We start from the raw sequence: 23498 nt of genomic DNA on the forward strand, positions 1-23498 counted from the left end.
GGATGCGGTCAGGTCCTCGGGCGCAGGAAGGCACGCAGCTTCGTCAGCGTCCAGGTGTTGATGATGTCGTCCTTCGTCAGCCAGCCGCGCTGCGCCGTGGCCACTCCGTAGCGCATGTACGGCAGATGGGTGGTCGAGTGGGAGTCGGAGTTCACCGCGAACTTCACCCCGTAGCGCTTCGCCCGCAGGATGTCCTCGTCGCACAGGTCCAGCCGCTCGGGGTGGGCGTTGATCTCCAGGGCGGTGCCGGTGCGGGCGCAGGCTTCGAAGACGGCGTCGAAGTCGGCGTCGATGCCGGGGCGTTTGCCGATTCGGCGGGTGGTGGGATGGCCGATGACGGCGACGTGCGGGTTCTCGCAGGCGCGGATGAGGCGGCGGGTGAGCGCCCGGCGGCTCTGGTTGAAGTGGGAGTGGACCGAGGCGACGCAGATGTCGAACCCGGCGAGGAAGTCGGCGGGCCAGTCGACGTCGCCCTCCGGCCCGATGTTGAGCTCGGTGCCGTGCAGCAGCCGCATTCCGCGGTGCTTTCGGTCGAGTGCGCGGACCCGCTCGCGCTGGGCGAGCATCTTCTCCTTGGTCATGCGCTGCATGGCGAGGTCCGGGGCGTGGTCGGTGATCGCGTAGTAGGCGTATCCGAGGGCGGCGGCCGCGGCGATCATGTCCTCCAGCGGGGCGAGGCCGTCGGTGAGGTCGGTGTGGGTGTGCAGGTCTCCGCGGATGTCCTTCTCGGTGACCAGGTCGGGGAGTTCGCCGCGCAGCCCGGCCGCGATCTCGCCGCGGTCCTCGCGCAGGGTCGGCGGGATCCAGGGCAGTCCGAGCCGCTCGTAGATCTCCTCCTCGGTCGCCGAGGTGATCTTCTTGCCGCTCTCGACGTCGAAGAGGCCGTACTCGGACAGCTTGAGCTTGTGGCGCACGGCGATCTCGCGGGTGCGGATGTTGTGCGCCTTGGAGCCGGTGAAGTACTGGAGCCCCGCGCCCCAGGAGTCGGGCGGCAGGACCCGCAGATCGACCTGGAGGCCCCGGGTGGTGCGGATCGAGGTCTTCTTGTCGCCGTGGGCGATCGTCTCGGCGGTGTACGGGAGTCCGGCGAGCGCCTCCATGAAGGGCGCCGACTTCTCGGCGGCGACCAGGATGTCGACGTCCCCGATGGTCTCGCGCATCCGCCGCAGCGACCCGGCGTAGGTGCATCCCTCGCAGCCCTTGATCCGGGACAGTTCGGCGACGATCTGCTCGGCGGAGTCCATGGCGGCGTTGAGGAGGATGCGGTTGCCGGCCTTCTCCATGAGGGAGATGCCGTGGAGGAGGTTCTCCTCCGTCTTCTCGCCGAAGCCCTTCAGGTCGCGCAGCCGCTCGTGGTGGATGGCGTCGAGGAGCTGGTCGACGGAGACGATGCCCAGCTCCTCGTGGAGCAGCATGGCCTTCTTCGGTCCGAGCATCGGGATCGTCATCAGCTCGCGGACTCCGGCCGGGACGGAGCGTCGGCGCTCCTCCACGACGGAGATCTGCCCGGTCGTCAGATACTCGGTGATCTTGTCGGCGATGGACTTGCCGACGTTGGGGATCTCCTGGAGGCCCTTGGCGTCGAGCTTGGCCACATCGGCGTGGTAGCCGCCGATGGCGCGGGCCGCCTTCTCGTAGGACCGGGCGCGGAAGGCGTCGCCGCCGGTGATCGCGATGAGGTCGGCGTACTCCTGGAGGAGCGCCTCGATCTCTTCGTTGGCCCTGGCCATGTGTCCAGCGTCACACGGTGCCGGGCCGGATGCTCACCTGCCGTGGCATGCTGGTGGCCGGGGCGGCGGCCGCCGTTGCACGGCGCCCGGCACGCCCCCGGCACACCCCCCCTCCCGGAGATCCATGGCCCGTTCCCGAGCTGTTCCCGCCGCGCTGGCCTGCGCCGTCGCCATGGTGCTCGCCGGCTGCTCGGCGGCGGTCGGCCCCGGAACGCAGGACAAGCCTCCGGGCTCCCCGGCCGCCGCGTCCGTCCCCGCGTCCGCCGGGTCCGTCCCCGTGTCCGTGCGGGCACCGTCGGGGACGCCGACCCCCGCCCCGAGCACACCGGACGCACGGACCGAGGCCGCCTCGCTGTCCATCCCGGCCATCGGCCTCGACGGGCTGCGCGTCGTCCCGTACGAGGGCACGACCGACGACTGGCCGGGCACCCGGATCCAGAACCGCGGCGACGGAGCCAGTCCGTACGGCGACCGGGGCGGTGCCGGCCCGGGCGAAATCGGCAACTACCTCGTCACGGCGCACCGGCTCACCGCCGGCGGGCCGCTGCGCGAGCTCCCGTCGCTCGACGCCGGCGACAAGGTGCTGGTCGCGCTGGGCGGCACGGTGTACGAGTACACGATCACCGAGAGCAGGAAGACCTCCTTCCGCTCCGAGCGCTCGCTCGCCGAGCAGCGGGCGGCGGTCCCCGGCTTCCCCGGCAAGCGGCCCACGCAGGCGATGATCACGCTCTCCACGTGTGCGACCCCGGAGGACAACGCGGCGGGCAACTTCTGGCGCGACGACCGCCACAATCCGGAGCACCGCATCGACAAGGTCGGCGCCCTGACGGCGGTCCGCCCCGGCGGCGGCTAGGGCCTGTTGTTCGGATCAGGCCGGATCAGCAGTGGACACGGGGTTCATCGAGGCTGCGGCCGGCTTCCCCGAATGGCGTAGCCGTCGACCACGGGTGACGCTGGGAGCAGAGTCGTCCACTTCGAGGAAGACGTATCCCGGAGATTGCCCCCGAAGCAACTTCCCTGGAGGAGACCGTGCTCGTACCGATACGGCACCTCGCCCTGGCAGTCACCCTCTGCTGCGCCCTCGTCGTCGGCCCAACGGCCTACGCCGACAGCCGCAGCGCTCCCCAGGACACCCGTACCGCCTCCCAGCCGAGTCCCAGCCCCAGTCCCACCGAAGAGGAACGACGCCTGGCCAAGACCCGCTTCGTGGTGGACGCGGGGCTTGCCGCGGGTGCCACGCATGAGTGGATCGTGAAACCCTTCAAGGCGGGCAAGTTCGCGAAAGGCCATCACGGTCGCACGATGGCCCTCGTGAAGGCCGGTCTCGCGGGCGCGTTCGCGTACAACCGGCTCAAGGCGGCGGTCGCCGACGCCGAGGCCGACCCCGCCCTCTCCAAGGCGCTCGCGCCGCTCACCGCGAGTATCGAGGACCTGAAGGACCTGCCCCACGAATTCCACAAGAGTGACTCCCCCGACGCGACGGTGAACAGGTACCAGGACGTCGTCGACAAGGTGAAGGCCGCGGGAGCGAGCGCGGGTGCCCAGGTACAGGATCAGGTGCCCTCGCCCCAGCAGCTGTTGAGCTCCCCGTAGACCCGCGTATCCCGACCCCGACCCGGACCCGGACCCGACCGGCCCGATCCGGGTCGGCTCGGGCCGGATCGGATCCGGGTCGGGTCAGGCCGCGGCCCGGAAGCCGCGCAGCCGCAGGCTGTTGGCCACCACGAAGACCGAACTGAAGGCCATCGCCGCGCCCGCGATCATGGGGTTGAGCAGACCGGCGGCGGCCAGCGGCAGTGCGGCGACGTTGTAGGCGAAGGCCCAGAACAGATTGGACCTGATCGTGCCGAGGGTCCTGCGGGAGAGCCGGATCGCGTCGGCCGCGACCCGCAGGTCGCCGCGGACCAGGGTCACGTCGCCCGCCTCGATCGCCGCGTCGGTGCCGGTGCCCATGGCCAGCCCCAGGTCGGCCTGGGCGAGGGCCGCGGCGTCGTTCACGCCGTCCCCGACCATCGCGACCCGGCGGCCCTGTGCCTGAAGGCGCTTGACGACGGCGACCTTGTCCTCGGGCATGACCTCGGCGATCACCTCGTCGATACCGGCCTCCGCGGCGACCGCCCGGGCGACCGTCTCGTTGTCGCCCGTCAGCAGGATCGGGGAGAGTCCGAGGGCACGCAGCCTCCGGATCGCCTCGGGGCTGGTGTCCTTGACCGCGTCGGCCACGACGAGGACCGCCCGCGCCGCGCCGTCCCAGGCGACGGTGATCGCGGTCCGCCCGGCCTCCTCGGCCGCGGCCCTGGCCCGCTCCAGCTCCTCTGGCAGCTCCGCCCCCGACTCGTCCACCAGCCTGACGCGGCCGACGACGACCTCGTGTCCGTCGACGACGCCCCTGACCCCGAGCCCGGCCAGGCCGGTGAACTCCTCCGGGACGGGCAGCGGCCCGACGCGCTCTGCGGCACCGGCGGCGACGGCCCGCGCGACGGGGTGCTCGGACATGTGCTCCAGGGCTCCGGCCAGCCGCAGGACCTCGCGCTCATCGGCCGACGCCGCGGTGTGCACCTCCAGCAGGGTCATCCTCCCGGTGGTCACGGTGCCGGTCTTGTCGAGCACCACGGTGTCGACCGTCCGGGTGGTCTCCAGCGCTTCAGGGCCCTTGATGAGGATGCCGAGCCGGGCACCGCGGCCGGTACCGACCATGAGCGCCATGGGGGTGGCAAGACCGAGGGCGCAGGGGCAGGCGATGATCAGTACGGCGACGGCGGCCGTGAACGCGGCCGGGAGGGGTGATCCGCCCGCGAGCCAGACGCCGAGCGTGCCGAGCGCGAGCGCGATGACGGCGGGGACGAAGACCGCGGAGATCCGGTCGGCCAGCCGCTGGGCGGCGGCCTTTCCGTTCTGGGCGTCCTCGACCAGCTTCGCCATCCTGGCCAGCTGGGTGCCGGCGCCGACGCGGGTGGCCTCGACGACGAGTCGGCCGCCCGCGTTGAGCGTCGCACCGGTGACCGTGTCGCCTACCGCGACCTCGACGGGCACGGACTCGCCGGTCAGCATGGACGCGTCCACCGCCGATGCGCCCTCGACGACGACGCCGTCGGTGGCGATCTTCTCCCCCGGACGGACCAGGAAGAGGTCGCCCGCCTTGAGCTCGGCCACGGGCACCGGGTGCTCCCTGCCGTCGCGCAGCAGGGTCACGTCCTTCGCGCCGAGTTCGAGCAGGGCCCGCAGCGCGGCGCCCGCCCTGCGCTTGGACCGGGCCTCGAAGTACCGGCCGGCGAGGATGAAGGCGGTGACTCCGGCGGCGGTCTCCAGGTAGATGTTCTCGCCGCCGTCGCCGCGGGCGACGGTCAGCTCGAAGGCATGGGTCATGCCCGGCATCCCGGCGTGGCCGAAGAACAGCGCCCACAGCGACCACAGGAACGCGGCCGAGACCCCGAGGGAGATCAGCGTGTCCATCGTGGCGGCGCCGTGTCTGGCGTTGACCAGCGCGGCCCGGTGGAAGGGCCAGGCCGCGTAGGTGGCGACGGGGGCGGCCAGGGTGAGCGAGAGCCACTGCCAGTACGTGAACTGGAGGGCCGGGGCCATGGCCATCGCGACGACCGGCACGGCGAGGGCCACGGCGGTGATCAGGCGGTGGCGCAGGTCGCGCAGCCCGTCCCCGTCCCCCTCCCCGCCGCCGTCGGACACCGGGGCGCCGCCGGCCTGCGGAACGGAGGCGGGGGCGGGGACAGGGGCGGGCTCGGTGGCGGTGTACCCCGTCGCCTCGACGGTGGCGATCAGCTCCCGGACGGCTATGCCCTCCCGGTAGCTGACCCGGGCCTTCTCCGTCGCGTAGTTGACGGTGGCCTCGACCCCGTCGATGCGGTTGAGCTTCCGCTCGATCCGGGCTGCGCAGGAGGCGCAGGTCATGCCGCCGATGGCGAGCTCGACCTCGCGCGCTTCGGGGACCGTGGTGGTCATCGCCGCTCCTCGGGCTGGGGGCTCGGTGCCTTCACACCACCCATGTATACCCCTAGGGGGTATCACGAAGCAAACATCGGCCACCGCCGCGCAGCACACCGCCCCGCCGGTTCCTCCTCTGCGGGGAGCACCGGCGGGGCGGGCGGGCCGGGAGGTCAGTAGCGCTGGAGCAGCGCCTCCATGGCCGCGGTGAGCGTCGCCTCGGGGTCGCCTGCCCGCCCGGGCGAGCGCCAGGCCACGAACCCGTCCGGACGGACCACCACCGCGCCCTCGTCCGTCGTGCCGTGCAGCTCGGCCCAGTCGGCACCCGCTTCGGGGACCAGGTCGGTGTCGCCCCCGTCGCCGATCCGGTAGGCGGCGAGCCTGATCGAGAGCCGCTCGGCGACGACCGGCGCCGCCGTGTGCCATGCCTTGCCGCCGGCCCCGGTCAGCAGCACGAACGACCGCTCGTACAGGTCCAGGGTGGACAGCCGGCGCGCCTCGTCGGGCCGGTGCAGCCACATGTGCGGGGCCCGGCTGCCGGGCTCGCCGCGCAGGTCCATCCGATCGGGTACGACGGGCATGTCCGGGTCCGCGTCCAGCACGGCACCGCGCGGGTAGCGGTAGCCCATGGCGACGGTGAGCATTCCGCCCTGGCGCCCGCCGAGGACGCCGGGGGCCGGGGCGTAGCCGGGGTGGCTGTGCTCCGCCGAGCGGGCCGAGGCGCGTGCGCTGGTGGCCGCCGCCACGGGGAGCCGTTCCAGTTCGTACGTCTTGAGCAGCCCGGGACCGGCGGAGCCGTCCAGGACCAGGGCCAGCTTCCAGGCGAGGTTGTGCGCGTCCTGGATCCCGGTGTTGGATCCGAACGCCCCGGTCGGGGACATCTCATGGGCGGAGTCGCCCGCGAGGAAGACCCGGCCTGCGCCGTACCGCTCCGCGACCCGTTCGGCGGCGTGCCAGGGCGCCTTGCCGGTGATCTCGACGTCGATGTCGGGGGCGCCGGTGGCCCTGCGGATGTGGGCGATGCAGCGCTCGTCGGTGAAGTCCTCCAGCGTCTCCCCGCGGTCGGGGTGCCAGGGGGCGTGGAAGACCCAGCTCTCGACGTTGTCCACGGGCAGCAGGGCGCCGTCCGCCTCGGGGTCGGTCAGATAGCAGACGATGAAGCGCCGGCCGCCGACGACGTCCGCGAGGCGGCGCGAGCGGAAGGTGATGCTGACGTTGTGGAAGAGCTCGCCGGGGCCCGTCTGGCCGATGCCGAGCTTCTCGCGCACCGGGCTGCGGGGCCCGTCGGCGGCGACCAGGTAGTCCGCGCGGACCGTGCTGAGCCGGCCGGTCGCCCGGTCCTCGATCACGGCGGTGACGCCCTCCGGGTCCTGCTCGAAGGACTTGAGCTCGGTGGAGTAGCGCAGATCGCCGCCGAGACTCCTGGCGCAGTCCAGCAGCACCGGCTCCAGGTCGTTCTGGCTGCACACGCACCAGGCGGTCGGGCTGAAGCGGGAGAGCCCGCCCCCCGGGTCGATCTCCTTGAACAGCCACTCGCCCTGGTCGCCGACGAGCGTGGGCGTCTGCAGGATGCCGTGGTTGCCTGCGAGCACGGACGAGGCGTCGTGGATGAGCTGTTCGGCGCCGGCGCCCCGGAACAGCTCCATGGTCCGCACGTTGTTGCCGCGTCCGCGCGGATGTCTCGAGGTGCTCGCGTGACGCTCGACGAGCATGTGCCCGACACCGAGCCGGCCCAGGAACAGCGACGTGGAAAGACCCACCAGGGATCCGCCCACGATGAGGACCGGTACGCGGTCGTCTGCGTGTTCTTCCATCAGTAGCTCCAGATCCAGCCGCCGGTAGGGGGAATGGAGTTTCCATGCCCTGGCGGGAGGGCCTCGATCGCCCCCTTCACCCGCTTGGTTCACACATCTCGCGCCACCCGTGGTACCGGCACAGGATCGAAGCCGGACCCCGCCATCGCGGCAGCGGTGAACGGCAGTCCGCACCTGTCGGATCTCTCATCCGGAATACCGGAGACCGGCTCCGTGCCACAGGAGTGGCACGGCTTCACTGTCTCGAAGGAGATGCGTGGAAATGACTACGCTGTCCGAACGTATATCTCAGTCGGCCTTCGACGGCTCCAGGCTGCGGGTCGTACTCCTGCTGGACCTTCACGACGGCGCCCAGCAGCGCTTTCTCCAGGCGTACGAGCACATGCGCAACCAGGTGGCGTCGGTTCCCGGCCACATCAGCGACCAGCTGTGCCAGTCGATCGAGAACCCCTCGCAGTGGCTGATCACCAGCGAGTGGGAGAGCGCTCCGCCGTTCCTCGACTGGGTGAACAGCGAGGAGCACGTGGAGACGGTCCGGCCGCTGCACAACTGCGTACGGGACACCCGCTCGCTGCGTTTCAGTGTTCTGCGCGAGACGGGCAAGCTGCACACCTCTGCCGAGGCGGCACAGATCGGCGGCGGCCTTCAGCCCTTCCCCCGGGTGGGCGACGGCGTGGTGCGCCATGCCCTCACCTTCACCGTCAAGCCGGGCAGCGAGGCCGTCGTCGCGGAGATCCTCGCCGGCTACGACTCGCCCGAATCCAAGGTCGACGAGCACACCCGGCTGCGCCGCACCTCCCTCTTCATGCACGGCAACCGGGTCGTGCGGGCCGTGGAGGTGCAGGGCGACCTGCTCGCGGCGCTGCGCCATGTCGCCCGGCAGCCCGAGGTCCGGGCCGTCGAGGAGGCCATCAACCCTTATCTGGAGCAGGACCGGGACCTCAACGACCCGGACTCCGCACGGGTGTTCTTCACCCGGGCGGCGCTCCCGGCGGTGCACCACCTGGCCACCGCCGGCGAGGGGCATCCGGACGTCAAGCGGCACGCGCTGCTCTACCCGGCCAAGCCGGGCTGCGGCATGGCGCTCGCCCGGCTGCTCGCCCAGCAGGACGAGTCGGCGGCCGACGACCCGTCGGCCTGCGTCGACAGCAGCACGATCTTCCAGCGGGACGACATCGTCGTGCGCCTGGTCGATGTGCGCGGATCGATCGACTGCGACCCGCTGCTCGCGCTCGGCGCGCACGGCCCCCGCAAGGCGGCCATGCTCGCGCGGCTGCTCGACGACGACGCGGTCGGCGGCGGTTCGTCGGCGTCTGAGGAGGACATGGCGCTCTTCCTCAAGAAGGCCGACATGCGCCTGATCACCGACCGCCGGGCCCGCTGAACCGCGACCTCCGGGCTCTTCAACCGTCCGTCAGGTCCCGAGCGGTGCGGTGTGCACCACCGCCGCACCGCCGGGCCCGCACCGCACCCGCACAGCCGGCCCGCACCGCCCGCCGGCACCACGCCACAAGGCCATGTGGAGGAACCAGTCATGACCACACCTCATCGCATCGTCGACCTCAGCGAGACCCAGCCCAACCGCAGGCGCGGAGGCGATCTGCGCGCCATGCTCACGCCCACCTCCGTGGGCGCCACGAGCGGCTTCATGGGCCTGGCGATCGTGGAGCCCGGCGACCGCATCGGTGAGCACTACCACCCGTACTCCGAGGAGTTCGTGTACGTCGTCAGCGGCGCGCTCGAAGTGGACCTGGACGACGAGACGTTCGCGATCCGGCCGGACCAGGGCCTGCTGATCCCGCCGTACGTACGGCACCGGTTCCGCAACGTGGGCAGCACGGAGGCCCGGATGGTCTTCCACCTCGGCCCGCTGGCACCGCGCCCGGAGCTCGGCCACGTCGACACCGAGGAGACCCCCGCCGAGGAGGCCGCCGGCGAACGCCGGCCGCCCGAACGGACAGGGACGCGTTCATGACCCGGCGGGTAGCGGTCACCGGAGTCGGCATAGTGGCGCCGGGGGGTGTGGGCATACCGGCGTTCTGGGACCTCCTGTCCAGCGGCCGCACGGCCACACGCGGCATCACCCTCTTCGATCCGACGGGGTTCCGCTCGCGCATCGCCGCCGAGTGCGACTTCGATCCGGCCGCCCACGGCCTCGGCTCCGAGGAGATCCAGCGCGCCGACCGGTACGTGCAGTTCGCCATGGTCGCCGCACGGGAGGCGCTGCGGGACGCGGGGCTCGACCCGGAGCAGGAGGACCCCTGGCGGATCGGGGTGTCCCTGGGCACCGCGGTCGGCGGCACCACCCGGCTGGAGCACGACTACGTCAAGGTCAGCAGTTCGGGCCGGCGCTGGGACGTGGATCCCAGCGAGGCGGAGCCGCATCTGCACCGGGCCTTCTCGCCCAGCGCCCTCGCCTCCGAGGTCGCCGAGCAGACCGGTGCCCACGGCCCGGTGCAGACCGTCTCGACGGGCTGCACCTCGGGTCTTGACGCCATCGGGTACGCCTTCCACGCGATAGAGGAGGGCCGGGTCGACGTCTGCATCGCCGGTGCGTCGGACTCCCCGATATCACCGATCACGGTGGCCTGCTTCGACGCGATCAAGGCGACGTCGCCGAACAACGACGACCCCGCCCACGCCTCCCGCCCCTTCGACGCGAACCGGGACGGGTTCGTGATGGGCGAGGGCGGAGCCGTCCTCGTGCTGGAGGAGCTGGAACACGCCCGCGCCCGCGGGGCCACCGTGTACTGCGAGATCGGCGGCTACGCGACCTTCGGGAACGCGTACCACATGACCGGTCTCACCCGTGAGGGCCTGGAGATGGCCCGCGCGATCAACAGCGCGCTCGACCATGCCGGCGTCGACGGGTCGGACATCGACTACGTCAACGCGCACGGCTCGGGCACCCAGCAGAACGACCGCCACGAGACCGCGGCGGTGAAGGAGTCGCTCGGTTCGCACGCGTACGAGGTGCCGATGAGTTCCATCAAGTCCATGGTGGGTCACTCGCTCGGCGCCATCGGGGCGATCGAGGTCGTCGCCTGTGTGCTGGCACTCGCCCACCAGGTGGTGCCGCCCACGGCGAACTACGAGACCCCCGACCCCGAGTGCGACCTCGACTACGTGCCACGCACGGCGCGCGCCCTCAAGCTGCGCAACGTGCTCTCGGTCGGCAGCGGATTCGGCGGATTCCAGTCCGCCGTGGTCCTGACCCGGCCAGGAGGGAGGACACCATGAGTCCTCGGCAGGACCGGCGTCCGGTCGTCACCGGAATCGGCGTCGTCGCCCCCAACGGGATCGGCACCGATGCCTTCTGGAAGTCCACGCGCGAGGGCGCGAGCGTCCTCGGCCACATCACCCGAGAAGGCTGCGACCACATGCCGGTCCGTGTCGCCGGCGAGGTCCGGGGCTTCGACCCCCAGGCCCTGGTCGAGGAGCGTTACCTCGTCCAGACCGACCGGTTCACGCACTTCGCGATGGCCGCGGCCGACATGGCGCTGGTCGACGCGGGGATAGCACCCGGCGAATTCGGCGATTCACCGTTCGCGGTGGGAGTGGTCACGGCGGCGGGTTCGGGCGGTGGCGAGTTCGGCCAGCGCGAGCTGCAGCGGCTGTGGGGGCAGGGCTCGCGCTATGTGGGCCCGTATCAGTCCATCGCCTGGTTCTACGCGGCGAGCACCGGCCAGATCTCGATCCGCGGCGGGTTCAAGGGCCCGTGCGGTGTCGTGGCCAGTGACGAGGCGGGCGGTCTGGACGCGCTGGCGCACGCCGGCCGGGTCATCGGCCGGGGCACCGACGCCGTCGTCATCGGCGCAGCCGAGGCGCCGCTCGCGCCGTACTCGCTCGTCTGCCAGCTCGGCTACCGGGAACTCAGCACCATCGACGAACCGGAGCGCGCCTACCGGCCGTTCACCTCGGACGCCTGCGGATTCGTCCCCGCGGAGGGCGGCGCGATGCTGGTCGTCGAGGACGAGGCCGCGGCCCTGCGCCGCGGTGTCCCGGTGCGGGCCTACGTGGCCGGGCACGCCGCGACGTTCACCGGGGCCTCCCGGTGGGAGCAGTCCCGCGAGGGGCTGGCCCATGCGATCCGCGGTGCTCTGGCCGAGGCCGGCTGCGCCCCCGAGGAGGTCGACGTCGTCTTCGCGGACGCGCTCGGCATCCCGGAGGCGGACCGGGCCGAGGCGCTGGCCATCGCCGACGCCCTGGGTCCGCACTGCAAGCGGGTGCCGGTGACGGCCCCCAAGACCGGCACCGGCCGGGCGTACTGCGGAGCGCCGCTCCTCGACACGGCCGCCGCGGTGCTCGCCCTGCAGGACGGTCTCGTGCCGCCCACGCCCCATGTGTCCGACGTCTGCCACGACCTTGAGGTCGTGACCGGCCGGGCCCGCCCCGCCGAGCTGCGTACGGCCCTGGTGCTGAGCCGGGGACTGATGGGCTCGAACGCGGCGCTCGTGCTGCGGCACGGCGCCGACGCCCCCTGTTGAGAACGTGCGAGAAGGAGGAACTCCCTCATGACCACGCAAATCACCAAACTGACCGTCGAAGAGCTGGCAGCCCTGATGAAGAAGGGCGCCGGTATCACCGTCGACCCGCAGGAGATGGGCAGCCGGCCCGAGGCCCGGTTCGACGAGTACGGCCTCGACTCGCTCGGCCTGCTGGGCATCGTGGGCGAACTGGAGAACCGGTACGGCCGGGCGCTGCCCGCCGACGCCGACCGCTGCAAGACCCCGCGCGAATTCCTCGACCTCGTCAACAACTCCCTCATGGCAGGAGCCTGAAGTGTCCGGGCACACCGAAAACAAGATCACCATCGACGCCCCTCTCGACCTCGTCTGGGACATGACCAACGACATCGAGAACTGGCCGCAGCTGTTCAGCGAGTACGCCTCCGTGGAGATCCTGGAGCGCGAGAACAGCAGGACGACGTTCCGCCTCACCATGCACCCCGACGAGAACGGCACGGTGTGGAGCTGGGTGTCGGAGCGCACCACCGACCGCAAGGCGCTCACCGTGCGCGCCCGCCGCGTCGAGACCGGTCCCTTCCAGCACATGGACATCCGCTGGGAGTACAAGCAGACCCCGCAGGGTGTCCTCATGCACTGGACGCAGGACTTCGCGATGAAGCCGGACGCCCCGGTCGACGACGACTGGATGACCGACAACATCAACAGGAACTCCAAGGTCCAGATGCAGCTGATCAGGGACAAGATCGAGCAGCGCGCCCGCGAGCGCGCGTCCGTCTCGGTCGCCACCGACTGACCCGCACCGAGCGAAGGGATTCCCCCCGATGCACCACCAGGCTCTGATCGTCGCCCGCATGGCACCGGGCTCGGCCCCGGACATCGCGAAGGTGTTCGAGGACTCGGACCGGGGTGAACTGCCGGGTCTCGTCGGGGTGACCCGGCGCACCCTGTTCCAGTTCGGCGATGTGTACATGCATCTGATCGAGGCGGACCGGCCGCCGGGACCCGCCGTCGCCAAGGTGGCGGACCACCCGGCGTTCCGGGACGTCAGCGACAAGCTCTCCGCGTACGTGAGCGCGTACGACCCGGCGACGTGGCGGAGCCCGAAGGACGCCATGGCCCTCGAGTTCTACCGCTGGGAGAGCGGCGCTTAGGGTCCCCGCAACGAGTCGCCGGCCCCGCGCGGGAAACGCGGAGCCGGCGAGGGGAAGAACGCCCCCGCCGCAAGGCGGGGGTTCAGGGGGTTTCGGGGGTTTCAGGGGTTTCAGGCGGGGGTGATGCTCTCGAACGCGTGGAGGTACGCGTTCACGGGACGGACGTCGCCGACGATGAGACCGGCGTCCGCCATCCTGCTGATCATGCTCTCCTTGGTGTGCTTGGCGCCTCCGACGTTGAGGAGCAGCAGCAGGTCCATGGCGGTGGTGAACTTCATCGAAGGGGTGTCGTCGACGAGGTTCTCGATGACCACCACCCTGGCCCCCGGACGGGCCGCGCCGATGACGTTCCGCAGGGTCCTGCGGGTGCTCTCGTCGTCCCACTCCAGGATGTTCTTGATGATGTAGAGGTCGACGTCGACGGGGATGGCCTCCCGGCAGTCGCCGGGGAGGACGGTGGTGCGCTCGGCGAGCGGGCCGCCGCCGCGCAGCCTGGGGTCGGCGTTCGCCACCACGCGCGGCAGGTCCAGCAGGGTTCCGCGCAGATGGGGGTGCTTCTCCAGCAGGCTTGCCAGGACGTGCCCCTGGCCGCCGCCGATGTCCGCGACCGTCGATACGCCGGTGAGGTCGAGGAGTTCCGCGACGTCCCGGGCCGACTGCATGCTGGAGGTGGTCATGGCCTGGTTGAAGACGTGCGCCGACTCGTGGGCGTCCTCGTGCAGGTGGTCGAAGAACCCCTTTCCGTACAGCCGGTCGAAGACGCTGCTGCCGGAGCGCACCGCCTCGTCGAGGAGCGGCCAGGCGTCCCAGGTCCAGGGCTCGGTGCACCACAGGGAGATGTACTTCAGGCTGTGCGGGTCGTTCTCGCGCAGCATGCGGGACATGTCGGTGTGGGCGAACCGCCCGTCGGCGGTCTCTTCGAAGATCTCGTAGCAGGACAGGGCGCGCAGCAGCCGCCGCAGCGCCCGCGGGTCGGTCCGCACCGAGGCCGCCAGTTCCTCCGCGGTGGCGGGGGAGTCCCCCAGCGCGTCGGCGACCCCGAGTCTTGCGGCGGCGCGCACGGCGGCGGCGCAGGCCGCGCCGAAGACGAGCTCGCGCAGCCGCATGGAGGACGGGGTGCCGGCCTCCTGCGCAGTGGTGGTGTTCACGGTCGTCATACCGTCTCGTTTCTCATGAAGGGGCGACGGGCGCGAACGGCCTGTCAGCAGATGCCCGCAGGCTCGGACTTGCGGCAGAAGTTGCCGCCGAACGAGTTGCCCTGGCCGGTGTCCCGGTTGGCGATGTCGGGCGTGGAGTTGCCCACCAGCACGTTGTCCCGGATGGTGTTGTCGCTGCTCGGGGAGCCCACGATGCTCTTGAAGAGCACGACCCCGCCGGAGAACGGGGACGCGGGCTTCGACGCCCTGTGCCCCCAGATCACGTTGCGGTCGACGGTCGTCTTCTCGACGCCGGTGAGGACGACGCCCGCACCCTGGATCGCCGGCAGCCGCTTCGTCTTCGGGCAGAACTTGTTGTTCTGACCGACCTCGTTGAACCGTACGAGCAGAGCGCCGGCGCGCGGACGGCCCTCGTCGCCGACGAGGAAGACGCCGGCGCAGTTGCCGCTGATCCGGTTGCCCTCCACGACGACGTCGCGCAACCGCCGGATGGTGAGGCCGATCCGGTTCCCCGCCAGGTGGTTGCCGGAGACAAGGGTGCGCCTGGCGTCCAGGGCACCGGCCTCCGTGTCGGTGGTGTTCGACAGGAAGATGCCGGACTCCGCGTTGGCCCGGGCGACATTGCCCTGGAACACGCCCCGCACGGAGCGCTCCACGGCGATGCCCCAGTTGCCGTTCATCTCGACCGTCACGCCCGAGACGCGCAGCAGGTCGGTGCGTGAGGCCCAGATGCCGTTCTTCTTGAACGACGTCACCTTCAGCGAACGGATCCGTACGTCCCGCAGGGGCCGCGCGTCCTTGCCGAGCACGCAGATGCCGTTGCCGGCCCTGGCGCATGCGTCCTTGCTGACGCCGGCGGCCGGGGTGATGACGGTCCTGTCACCCGCCCCGCGCAGGGTCAGACCGGAGGTCGTGATCGTCACGCTCTCGCGGTACGTGCCCCGTGCGATGTCGATGACGTCACCGGGTCTCGCGGCGTTGATCGCGGCCTGGATCGACTGTCCGGGGAGTACGCGGTGCACGGCCGCGGCATGGGAAGGGGCGGCGGCCACGGAAGAAGGGGCGACCGCTCCGATACCGGAGGCCACCAGGAGACCGACGCAACCGAGGTAGTTGATCTGTCGTTTCGTCATGAACTGAAGGTATGACCGATGCTGACGAATCGCCACAAACCAGGCGCAAAGGGGAACCGCGTGTCGTGGACGACCCGCGGCTCCCCTCCCCCGACGGCTCCCCGAGCCCGGTCACGGCGCGGTCCGGTCACAGCGGGGTCCGGTCACGGCGTGCCGGTGATCCAGCGCTGGACGGTCGCGTTCGTCGTGTCGTCGAGCAGGCAGAGCGCGTCGATGGCGGCGAGATCACCCGGCAGCGGCGCGATGCCGGCGGTGGTCAGGGCGGCGTGCAGTTCCAGGCGCCGCCGGTCCGACGCGCTCAGCGCGACCGACAGGCGCGCGTCCGGGTCCGGGGCGGGCAGCAGGAAGTCACCCGAGGGGAAGTCGTCCGTACGGAGGTCCCCGGCGCCGAAGTCGTCACCGCGGAGATCTTCCGCACGGAAGCCGTCCGCGTGGAAGCCTTCCGTGCAGAAGCCGTCCGCGTGGAAGTCGTCCGCCTGGATGACGCCCGTGTCACCGACCCGGCCGAAGGTGTCGGCTCCGGGAAAACGGTAGGGATCAACAGCCATGAGGTCCTCCTCGGTGGTGTCTGTGACAGCCAGGAGTCCTGCGTGGAGGCGTCCGGTTGCGGGCAGCGCCCACCGCCACCCGGACGGCCCCAATGGCTTCTCCTCGGATAGGGTTATTTCATAGGAAACGCTCTCAATATCTACGGTGGAGAACAGGCGCAGCGCCCCATGCCCCCGGGGTTAGGTCGTTTGCATTGGACATACACGAGTCGACGAGCGGTGTGCCCGCTCCGCCCGTGTCGGCGGTCGGGTACGCGGGTGTGCTCAGTGAGCTGCTCCCCATCGCACTGTGGCGGGCCGACGCCGAGGGGCGCATCGTCGAGTGGTCGCTCGCCGCCCAGGACCTGCTCGGCTATCTGCCGGAGCAGGTCGTCGGGCGCTGCGCGACCCCGCTGCTCGTCCCCGAGGCCAACTGGGAGCTCGCCGACGATCTGGAGCGGCGGGTCCAGGCGGGCGAGGCGGTGATGGGGACCCTGCCGGCCCGCCACCGCGACGGGCACCTCGTGCCGATGGAGATGTGGATCTGCCCCACCGCCGACCCGCACGGCGAGACGGGGATCCTGGTCATCGCCGTGGAGACCTCCGCCGTGCTGCGCATGAGGGACTCCCTGGCGGCGCTGGAGGGACTGTTCCGGCAGTCCCCCATCGGCCTCGCGATCCTCGGCCGCGATCTGCGCTATGCGCGGGTCAACGACGCCCTGGCGCGGATGAACGGTGTCTCCGCCGCCCGGCATCTGGGCAGGCGCCCCACCGAGCTCGTGCCGGGTGTCAACGCCGTCGCCCTGGAGCGGGTGATGCAGAAGGTGCTGGACGACGGCCGCGCGGTGGTCGACGTGCGCGGCACCGGCCGTACCCCGGCGGATCCGGACCGTGACCGGGTCTGGTCCTGCTCCTACGCCCCGCTGCTCGACGGGGGCGGCGGCAGCCTGGGGTTGATCGCCTCGCTGATCGACATCACCGACGGCCAGCAGGCGCAGCTCCAGGCCGAGCGGGCGCGGCAGCGGTTCGCCCTGCTGGCCGAGGCCGGTACCCGTATCGGGACGACACTGGACCTGCGGCAGACCGCCGAAGAGGTGGTGGAGGTGCTGGTTCCCCGGCTGGCCGACATGGCCGACGTCCTGATGCTGGAGGACGTGCTCGGCCCCGACGGGGCCGCGGTCTCCGCCCATGGGGTGGTGCGGCGCATGGCTGCGCGGTTTCCCGATCCGTCCGCCCCCACGGCCGGTCTGGCGGTGGGCATGACCGCGCAGATCCCGGTCGGCTCGGTGTACGAGCACGTCGTCGTCGAGGGCAGGCCCATGAACCTCACCCTGGCCGACGTCCCGGCGCTCATCACCGCCCCGGGCGCCGAGCGGCTGCGTACGTACCTCAGCACCGAGGTGGGCTCGGCACGGCTGGTGCCGCTGGTAGCCCGCGGCAGGGCGCTCGGCGCCGTCGTCGTCTCGCGCATCCGCGGCCGGGAGCCCTTCGACGAGCAGGACTGCGTCCTCATCGACGAGCTGGTGGGCCGGGCGGCGCTGAACATCGACAACGCGCGGATGTACACCGGCCAGCGCGAGGCGGCGCTCGCCCTCCAGCGCAGCCTCACCCTCAAACCGCTGCCCGACGTGGCCGGGCTTGAGCTCATGGGGCGCTACCTGCCGGCCAGCGCCCATGAGGTCGGCGGCGACTGGTTCGACGTCATCCCCCTCCCCGGCGGCAGGACCGGGCTGGTCATCGGCGACGTCATGGGCCACGGCATCCGTGCCGCGGCCACCATGGGGCAACTGCGCACGGCGGTGCGCACGCTCGCCGGGCAGGACCTTCCGCCGGACCGGATGCTGAGCGCCCTGGACGCCGCCGTCGCGGACCTGGGCGAGAACGAGATGGCCACCTGCGTCTACGCCGTGCACGATCCGGCCGCCGGCCGCTGTCTGATCGCCAGGGCCGGCCATCCGCCCCCGGCGCTCGTCGGCGCCGACGGGACGGTCACGTTCGTCGACGGCCCCGCGGGCACGCCCCTCGGCGCGGGCGGCCGGCACTTCCGCGTGGAGCAGACCCCGCTGCCCCCGGAGAGTCTGCTGGTGCTGTACACGGACGGACTCATCGAGACCCGCGAGCGGGACATCGACCAGGGAATGGGCCTGCTCGCCCGGGCGCTGCGCCACCCCGGCAGGTCCCTGGAGGAGGTCTGCGACCGCGTCATCGGCCGGCTGCTGCCCTCGTCGGCCGAGGACGACGTGGCCGTGCTCATCGCCAGGGCGCTGCCCCGCCGCCGGCCGGCGGGCCGGGGCTCCGGCCGGCGCCCCCCGCACAGTCCCACCCGGAACGCGCGGCCACTGTGACAGCGAACGGCGGAGGAGAGGGAGACACCGGTGAGTACGTTCGGTGAGGCCCCGCACGACCCGTTCGCGGCGGAGCGGGCGGCCGCGGCGGTGCTGGACGACCGCGGGCGGATCGTCGGCTGGAGTCGGCGGGCCGAGGCGCTGCTCGGCCACCGGCCGGACGAGGTGCTCGGCACCCCCGCCGCCGGGCTGCTGGCCGGCCCTCTCGAACGGGACGCCGTCGCACATGCGCTGGCGGTCTGCGCACGCGCCGGCGGCTGGTTCGGGAACCTGACCGCGCGCCACCGCGACGGGCACCGGGTCGACCTGGGGTGCCGGGCGCGGCCCCTGGTGCGCGGCGCGGCACGGCGCGAGTGGTTTCTCGTCGCCGCGCCCGCCGACGAGATCGCCCAGTGGGAGACGGACCGCTCGCTCCTGGACGGGCTGTTCCGGCGCTCCCCGGTCGGGCTTTCCGTCTTCGCGCCCGACCTGACGATCCTGCGCGTGAACCGGGCGATAGCCCGGTTCAGCCAGATCCCCGCCGAGGAGCACCGCGGGCTGCGCATCGGGGACTTCGTCGTGAGCAAGGACGCCGACGCGGCGGACCAGCAGCTGCGGGAGGTGCTGGAGTCGGGCCGCTCCTCGACCCTCGCCGAGCAGCCCTGCGGTCTGCGCCGGGACCCCGCCCATGAGCTGGTCGTGTCGGTGTCGTCGTTCCGGATCCAGGACGCGGCGGGGCGGGTGCTCGGGGTGGCGCAGACGACCGAGGACGTGACCGACCGCTACCGGGCCCGCCGCCGGCTCGCCCTGCTCAACGAAGCCAGCACGCGTATCGGGACGACCCTCGACGTGTCGACGACGGCACGCGAGTTGAGCGAGGTGGCGGTCCCCGGCCTGGCCGACGCCGTCTCCGTCGACCTGCTGGAGCCGGTGGCGCGCGGCGAGGAGCCCACCAGGGAGACGCTCGGCATCGTGCGGCGGGCAGCTGTCCTGAGCACCGTGCCGGACACACTCGAGCTGATGTATCCGGTGGGCCTGACGATCGAGGTGCCGCCGGAGAGTCTGCACGCCCGGTGCCTGGCCGAGCGGCGCCCGGTCCTCGACGTACGCAAGGACGGGCTGAGCGGCTGGCTCGCCCGGGACCCGGAGCGGGCCGAGCGCATCTTCGCCCTGGGCGTGCCCTCGCTGATGGTGGTGCCGCTGATAGCCCGCGGGCTCGTCCTGGGCCTGCTCAGTCTCTACCGGTGGCGGCGGCGCGAGCCGTTCGAGGAGGACGACCTCACGCTCGCCGAGGAGTTCGCGTCCCGTGCCGCGATCTGCATCGACAACGCGCGCCGCTACACGCAGCAGCAGGAAGCGGCGCTCACGCTCCAGCACAGCCTGCTGCCGCGCGAGATGCCCAGGCATCCCGCGGTCGAGGTGGCGCACCGCTACCTGCCGGCGGACGTGACGACCGGTGTCGGCGGCGACTGGTTCGACGTGATCCCGCTCTCCGGGCTGCGGGTCGCCCTCGTCGTCGGCGACGTGGTCGGCCACGGCATCCACGCGGCGGCCACGATGGGCCGGCTGCGGACCGCCGTGCATACGCTGGCCAATCTCGATCTCACCCCCGACGAGGTCCTCTCGCATCTCGACGATCTCGTGGACCGGCTCACGGCCGAGCAGGAGCCGGCCGGCGGGGACCACGCCCAGGTGACCGGCGCGACCTGTCTGTACGCCGTCTACGACCCGGTCTCGCAGCACTGCGCGCTGGCCCGCGCAGGGCATCCGCCGCCCGCGGTGGTCTCCCCGGACGGACAGGTGCAGCTCCTCGACGTACCGCCGGGTCCCCCGCTGGGTCTGGGCGGGCTCCCGTTCGAGGCCGCCGAGACGAAGCTGGCCGAGGGCAGCCTGCTGGCCCTGTACACCGACGGCCTGCTCCAGGCCGGGTACGAGGACGTCGACGAGAGCCTCGCCCACCTGTGCCAGGCGCTGACGGGCCCCGCCCGTTCGGCCGAGGAGACCTGCGCGGCGGTGGAGGGCGCGCTGCTGCACGGCCGGCCGGCCGACGACGTGGCGCTGCTCGTCGCCCGTACCCGTGTCCTCGCCGCCGACAAGGTGGCGGCCTGGGAGCTGCCCGCGGACGCCACCGCGGCGGGCCGGGCCCGGGCGCTGACGGCGGCCCAGCTGGCGCGGTGGGGGCTGGAGGAGATCGCGTTCACCACCGAGCTGGTCGTGAGCGAGCTGGTCACCAACGCCTACCGGTACGGCGGAGGGCCGATCGCCCTGCGGCTCATCCGCGACAGCCACCTCATCTGCGAGGTCTCCGACAGCGGCAGCACCGCGCCGCATCTGCGCCGGGCGCTCACCACCGACGAGGGCGGCCGCGGCCTGTTCCTGGTGGCCCAGCTCACCGAGCGCTGGGGCACCCGGTACACCCGCGGCGGCAAGACCATATGGACCGAACAAGCGCTGTCCCCCACACCGCCGGGACCGTGACGGCCCGTGCCGGGCACCGGTCCGGGCCGTACGGAACCCTGTGCGCGGCCATGGCCGGAGCCGGCGGCCCCGCAGTAGGGTCTGCACGCGTTCTGCACATTCCCCGCAGGGGTCGTCACCGCCCCTTCCCGACTCGCCCCCACCGCACGGGGCGCGACAGCATGGAGGCAGGGAAGTGGACGACGACAGTCCGCGCAGGGAGGCGATACGCACGGTGACCAGGGACAGCTTTGCGTTCTGCGGGGCTGAGCTGGCCGCTGTCTACGTACTCGCCAGGGACGGCGAGGAACTGCATCTGACCGAGATCACCGGCGACCGCAGCGTGCTGTACGGGCTGCCCGCGATCCTCGCGGTGGCAAGCCACTCCCCCGCCGCCGAGGCATTCCGCTCCGGCACCCCCCTATGGCTCAACCCCGAGGAGCTCGCGGCGTACGTCGAGAGCGATCCCCACCACTTCACCGGGCAGATAAAGCGGGGCGCCGGCCGTTCCCCGGCCAAGATCTCGGTGGGCGCACTGCCCTTGCAGCACGGCGCCAAGGAGCGGGGCTGCCTGATCGTCGCCGGCGAGGTCCCGGACGGCTTCAACGCCGACCGGCGGGCCCTGCTGGAGCTGTACGCGGACCAGGTGGCCGCGGGCCTGGAGTCGGTCGCCGCACGCGTCGCGGGGCGGACGACGACCACGACGGCCCGGCCGCCGCTCGGGCGGACGCTGATGCCGCACCAGGGCGGCGCGTTCATCCTCGAACTGGGCACCGGCAGCATGGAGGCGCACGCCCATGTGCTGGGGCTGCTCGGCATCCCGCCCGAGCAGTTCGACGGGCGGGTGGAGACGCTGCTGGCCTGTGCCGCACCCGACGACATCCCCGCCCTGATGGCCGTCGTGGAGCCCAACCGGGAGTCCGCCACCACGCAGCAGATGGCGTTCCGGATCCGCCGGCCCAACGGCGAGCTGCGCTGGCTGGGCCTGCGGTGCCGGGTCGAGACGGACTCCGGCGGCACCCCCGCGCGGGTCCTCGGCGTGGTCGCGGACGCCGCGTATCTGCGCCCCAGCGCCGACGAAGTCTCCGCGGTGCAGCGGCTGTCGGCGAAGCTGGCGGGTGCGAGCACCATCCGGGACGTCAGCCAGGTGGTGGCCGCTTCGCTGCGCGAGCCGCTCAAGGCGAGCCGGGTCGCGGTCGCCGAGCTGGAGTCCGACCGGCTCGTGGTCACCATCCTGGACCCGCCGGAGCCGGACGCCTGGCCGGGCGTGTGGCGGTCCGAATGGCGCTCGGAATGGCCGGACGCGTCGACCCACGACCTGCCGACGCTCCAGGGCGCGCTGCGGGAGGGCCATGTGAGCCTGTGGCCCCCGGGCGCGGAGCTCGAACCCGGCCTCGCGGGCATCGGGCCCGGCGGTCTCGCGGTGCTGCCGCTGCCGGCCGAGGGCCGGATGGTCGGCGTGTGCCTGGTCGGATGGGACGAGGAGCACCGGTTCGGGCCCGAGGAGCGCTCGCTGCTGACCGCGACCGCGGGTCTGGTGGGGCAGGCGCTGACGCGTGCCCACGCGCTGAACGCCGGCCACGAGCTGGCGCGGATGCTCCAGCGCAGCCTGCTGCCCCGCAAGCTCCCGGAGCTGCCCGGAGGGGAGGCCGTGGCCCGCTATCTGCCGGCGACGGTGGGGCTCGCCGTGGGCGGCGACTGGTACGACGTGATCCCGCTCGGCGACGGCCATGTGGCCCTCATCATCGGGGACGTGCAGGGGCACAGCGCGGCCGCCGCCAGCATCATGGGCCAGATACGCACGGCCGTCAGGGCCTACGCCGTGGAGGGCCACCCGCCCGACGTGGTGGTCGCCCGCGCCAATCTGCTGCTGGTCGGCATGGAGACCGATCTCTTCGCCACCTGCCTGTACGTGGACCTGGACATGGAGGAGGGCATCGCCAGGTTCGTCCGGGCCGGTCACCTGCCGCCCGTCGTGCGCCATCCCGACGGCAGCACCGAGGAACTGGCCGTGGAGGGCGGGCCGCCGCTGGGTGTGCTCGCCGACACCGAGTTCCCCATGACCGAGGCCGGGCTGATCCCCGGCACCCTGCTCGCCATGATGACGGACGGCCTGGTCGAGTCCGCCCAGCTGCACGTGGACGAGGGCATGGGCCGGGTGCGCGACGTGCTCCGCTCGGCCGATCCCGCCGAGACCGGGCGGGTCGCCGACGAACTGCTCAGCGGGGCGAGCCATCGCGACGACGACGTGGCGCTGCTCCTGCTGCGCTACGACGGCACGCGCATCCGGCCGATGCGGACTCACTGGACGGTGTGGCGGCTCCCCAACGCCGTGCTGCACGCCCGCCGCTTCACGGCGCGCACGCTGCGGTCGTGGGGCGTGGTGGCGGAGCTCGATGTGGCCCTGCTGGTCGTCTCGGAGCTGGTCACCAACGCGATCGCGCACACGCAGGGAGAGGTGCGGCTGGATCTGACGCTGTCCGCGGACCGGCTACGGATCGCGGTAAACGACGGCTCGCCCCGCACCCCCGTCAAGCCGGCCACGGTGAACTGGGAGGCGACGGGCGGCCGAGGGCTCCTCATCGTCGAGGCGACGACGGCGTCCTGGGGGTCGGTGCCGCTGAGCGGCGGCAAGCAGGTGTGGGCCGAGCTTCCGCTGGCGCCGCGCGAACGGCTGGCGAAGGGTCCGTGAGCGCGAATCAGGCCGGAGCGGCTGATGTCACGGGGGGCACCTCCCGTGCCCGAAGGGCGCGGGAGGGGGCGACCGACGACAACGCGGCAGCTGCGCGTGCCAGGA

18 protein-coding genes are annotated in these 23498 nt (G+C 72.1%); 12 read left to right on the forward strand and 6 right to left on the reverse strand.

The features are described 5' to 3' along the window. Window positions 1-8 precede the first annotated feature (8 nt). Window positions 9-1730, reverse strand: a complete 1722-nt coding sequence (polX, locus tag KK483_RS00715) for a DNA polymerase/3'-5' exonuclease PolX (protein ID WP_262002834.1) — start codon at window positions 1728-1730, stop codon at window positions 9-11. A gap of 124 nt (window positions 1731-1854) precedes the next feature. Between polX and KK483_RS00720 the strand changes: the two genes are divergently transcribed. After that, window positions 1855-2583: a class E sortase gene (locus KK483_RS00720; protein ID WP_262002835.1), complete on the forward strand. Its 729-nt coding sequence runs from the start codon at window positions 1855-1857 to the stop codon at window positions 2581-2583. Between the two features lie 176 nt (window positions 2584-2759). Beyond that, window positions 2760-3323 (forward strand): hypothetical protein, encoded by a 564-nt coding sequence (locus tag KK483_RS00725; RefSeq protein WP_262002837.1) that lies wholly within the window; start codon window positions 2760-2762, stop codon window positions 3321-3323. 84 nt (window positions 3324-3407) lie between these two features. Here the strand turns inward: KK483_RS00725 and KK483_RS00730 are convergent, their stop codons facing one another. Together KK483_RS00730 and KK483_RS00735 are read right to left on the reverse strand one after the other, a co-directional pair. Continuing rightward, window positions 3408-5687 (reverse strand): cation-translocating P-type ATPase, encoded by a 2280-nt coding sequence (locus KK483_RS00730; protein ID WP_262002838.1) that lies wholly within the window; start codon window positions 5685-5687, stop codon window positions 3408-3410. A 155-nt stretch (window positions 5688-5842) separates the two neighbouring features. Beyond that, complete coding sequence (locus KK483_RS00735; RefSeq protein ID WP_262002839.1) at window positions 5843-7483, reverse strand: FAD-dependent monooxygenase; 1641 nt, start codon at window positions 7481-7483, stop codon at window positions 5843-5845. 262 nt (window positions 7484-7745) lie between these two features. Between KK483_RS00735 and KK483_RS00740 the strand changes: the two genes are divergently transcribed. The 7 genes from KK483_RS00740 (at window position 7746) to KK483_RS00770 (ending at window position 13103) form a co-directional block, all read left to right on the forward strand. Further along, on the forward strand, window positions 7746-8867 hold the full coding sequence (locus tag KK483_RS00740; RefSeq protein WP_262002842.1) for a SchA/CurD-like domain-containing protein: 1122 nt from the start codon (window positions 7746-7748) through the stop codon (window positions 8865-8867). Window positions 8868-9017: 150 nt separating this feature from the next. Next, window positions 9018-9458 carry a cupin domain-containing protein gene (locus KK483_RS00745; protein ID WP_262002844.1) on the forward strand — a complete coding sequence of 147 codons (441 nt, stop codon included), beginning with the start codon at window positions 9018-9020 and terminating at the stop codon, window positions 9456-9458. Beyond that, window positions 9455-10723 (forward strand): beta-ketoacyl synthase, encoded by a 1269-nt coding sequence (locus KK483_RS00750; protein WP_262002846.1) that lies wholly within the window; start codon window positions 9455-9457, stop codon window positions 10721-10723. The genes KK483_RS00745 and KK483_RS00750 overlap by 4 nt, the downstream gene beginning before the upstream one ends. Continuing rightward, window positions 10720-11970 carry a ketosynthase chain-length factor gene (locus KK483_RS00755; protein ID WP_262002847.1) on the forward strand — a complete coding sequence of 417 codons (1251 nt, stop codon included), beginning with the start codon at window positions 10720-10722 and terminating at the stop codon, window positions 11968-11970. Before KK483_RS00750 ends, KK483_RS00755 begins: the two co-directional genes overlap by 4 nt. A gap of 27 nt (window positions 11971-11997) precedes the next feature. Continuing rightward, window positions 11998-12264: an acyl carrier protein gene (locus KK483_RS00760; protein WP_262002849.1), complete on the forward strand. Its 267-nt coding sequence runs from the start codon at window positions 11998-12000 to the stop codon at window positions 12262-12264. A 1-nt stretch (window position 12265) separates the two neighbouring features. Then, window positions 12266-12745: an SRPBCC family protein gene (locus KK483_RS00765; protein ID WP_262002851.1), complete on the forward strand. Its 480-nt coding sequence runs from the start codon at window positions 12266-12268 to the stop codon at window positions 12743-12745. Window positions 12746-12773: 28 nt separating this feature from the next. After that, window positions 12774-13103: a TcmI family type II polyketide cyclase gene (locus tag KK483_RS00770; RefSeq protein ID WP_242332187.1), complete on the forward strand. Its 330-nt coding sequence runs from the start codon at window positions 12774-12776 to the stop codon at window positions 13101-13103. Window positions 13104-13213: 110 nt separating this feature from the next. Here KK483_RS00770 and KK483_RS00775 read toward each other — a convergent pair whose 3' ends face one another. The 3 genes from KK483_RS00775 to KK483_RS00785 all read right to left on the reverse strand — a co-directional run bounded on the left by KK483_RS00775 (window position 13214) and on the right by KK483_RS00785 (window position 15941). After that, a complete protein-coding gene (locus KK483_RS00775; RefSeq protein ID WP_262002852.1) occupies window positions 13214-14260 on the reverse strand; it encodes a methyltransferase in 1047 nt (348 codons plus the stop codon). A gap of 44 nt (window positions 14261-14304) precedes the next feature. Next, the gene (locus KK483_RS00780) at window positions 14305-15393 is read right to left on the reverse strand and encodes a nitrous oxide reductase family maturation protein NosD (RefSeq protein WP_262002854.1); all 1089 of its coding nucleotides are present in this window, start codon (window positions 15391-15393) and stop codon (window positions 14305-14307) included. Window positions 15394-15536: 143 nt separating this feature from the next. Next, complete coding sequence (locus KK483_RS00785; RefSeq protein ID WP_262002856.1) at window positions 15537-15941, reverse strand: hypothetical protein; 405 nt, start codon at window positions 15939-15941, stop codon at window positions 15537-15539. A 194-nt stretch (window positions 15942-16135) separates the two neighbouring features. On the opposite strand from KK483_RS00785, the gene KK483_RS00790 reads away from it, so the two are divergent. The 3 genes from KK483_RS00790 to KK483_RS00800 all read left to right on the forward strand — a co-directional run bounded on the left by KK483_RS00790 (window position 16136) and on the right by KK483_RS00800 (window position 23393). Then, window positions 16136-18265 (forward strand): SpoIIE family protein phosphatase, encoded by a 2130-nt coding sequence (locus tag KK483_RS00790; protein ID WP_262002858.1) that lies wholly within the window; start codon window positions 16136-16138, stop codon window positions 18263-18265. Window positions 18266-18295: 30 nt separating this feature from the next. Then, window positions 18296-20722: a SpoIIE family protein phosphatase gene (locus KK483_RS00795; RefSeq protein WP_262002860.1), complete on the forward strand. Its 2427-nt coding sequence runs from the start codon at window positions 18296-18298 to the stop codon at window positions 20720-20722. A 214-nt stretch (window positions 20723-20936) separates the two neighbouring features. Continuing rightward, window positions 20937-23393, forward strand: a complete 2457-nt coding sequence (locus tag KK483_RS00800) for a SpoIIE family protein phosphatase (protein WP_262009286.1) — start codon at window positions 20937-20939, stop codon at window positions 23391-23393. Window positions 23394-23498: the final 105 nt, after the last annotated feature.

The sequence above is a fragment of the Streptomyces sp. FIT100 genome (genome assembly GCF_024584805.1).
In the GTDB taxonomy this organism is placed as follows: Bacteria; Actinomycetota; Actinomycetes; order Streptomycetales; family Streptomycetaceae; genus Streptomyces.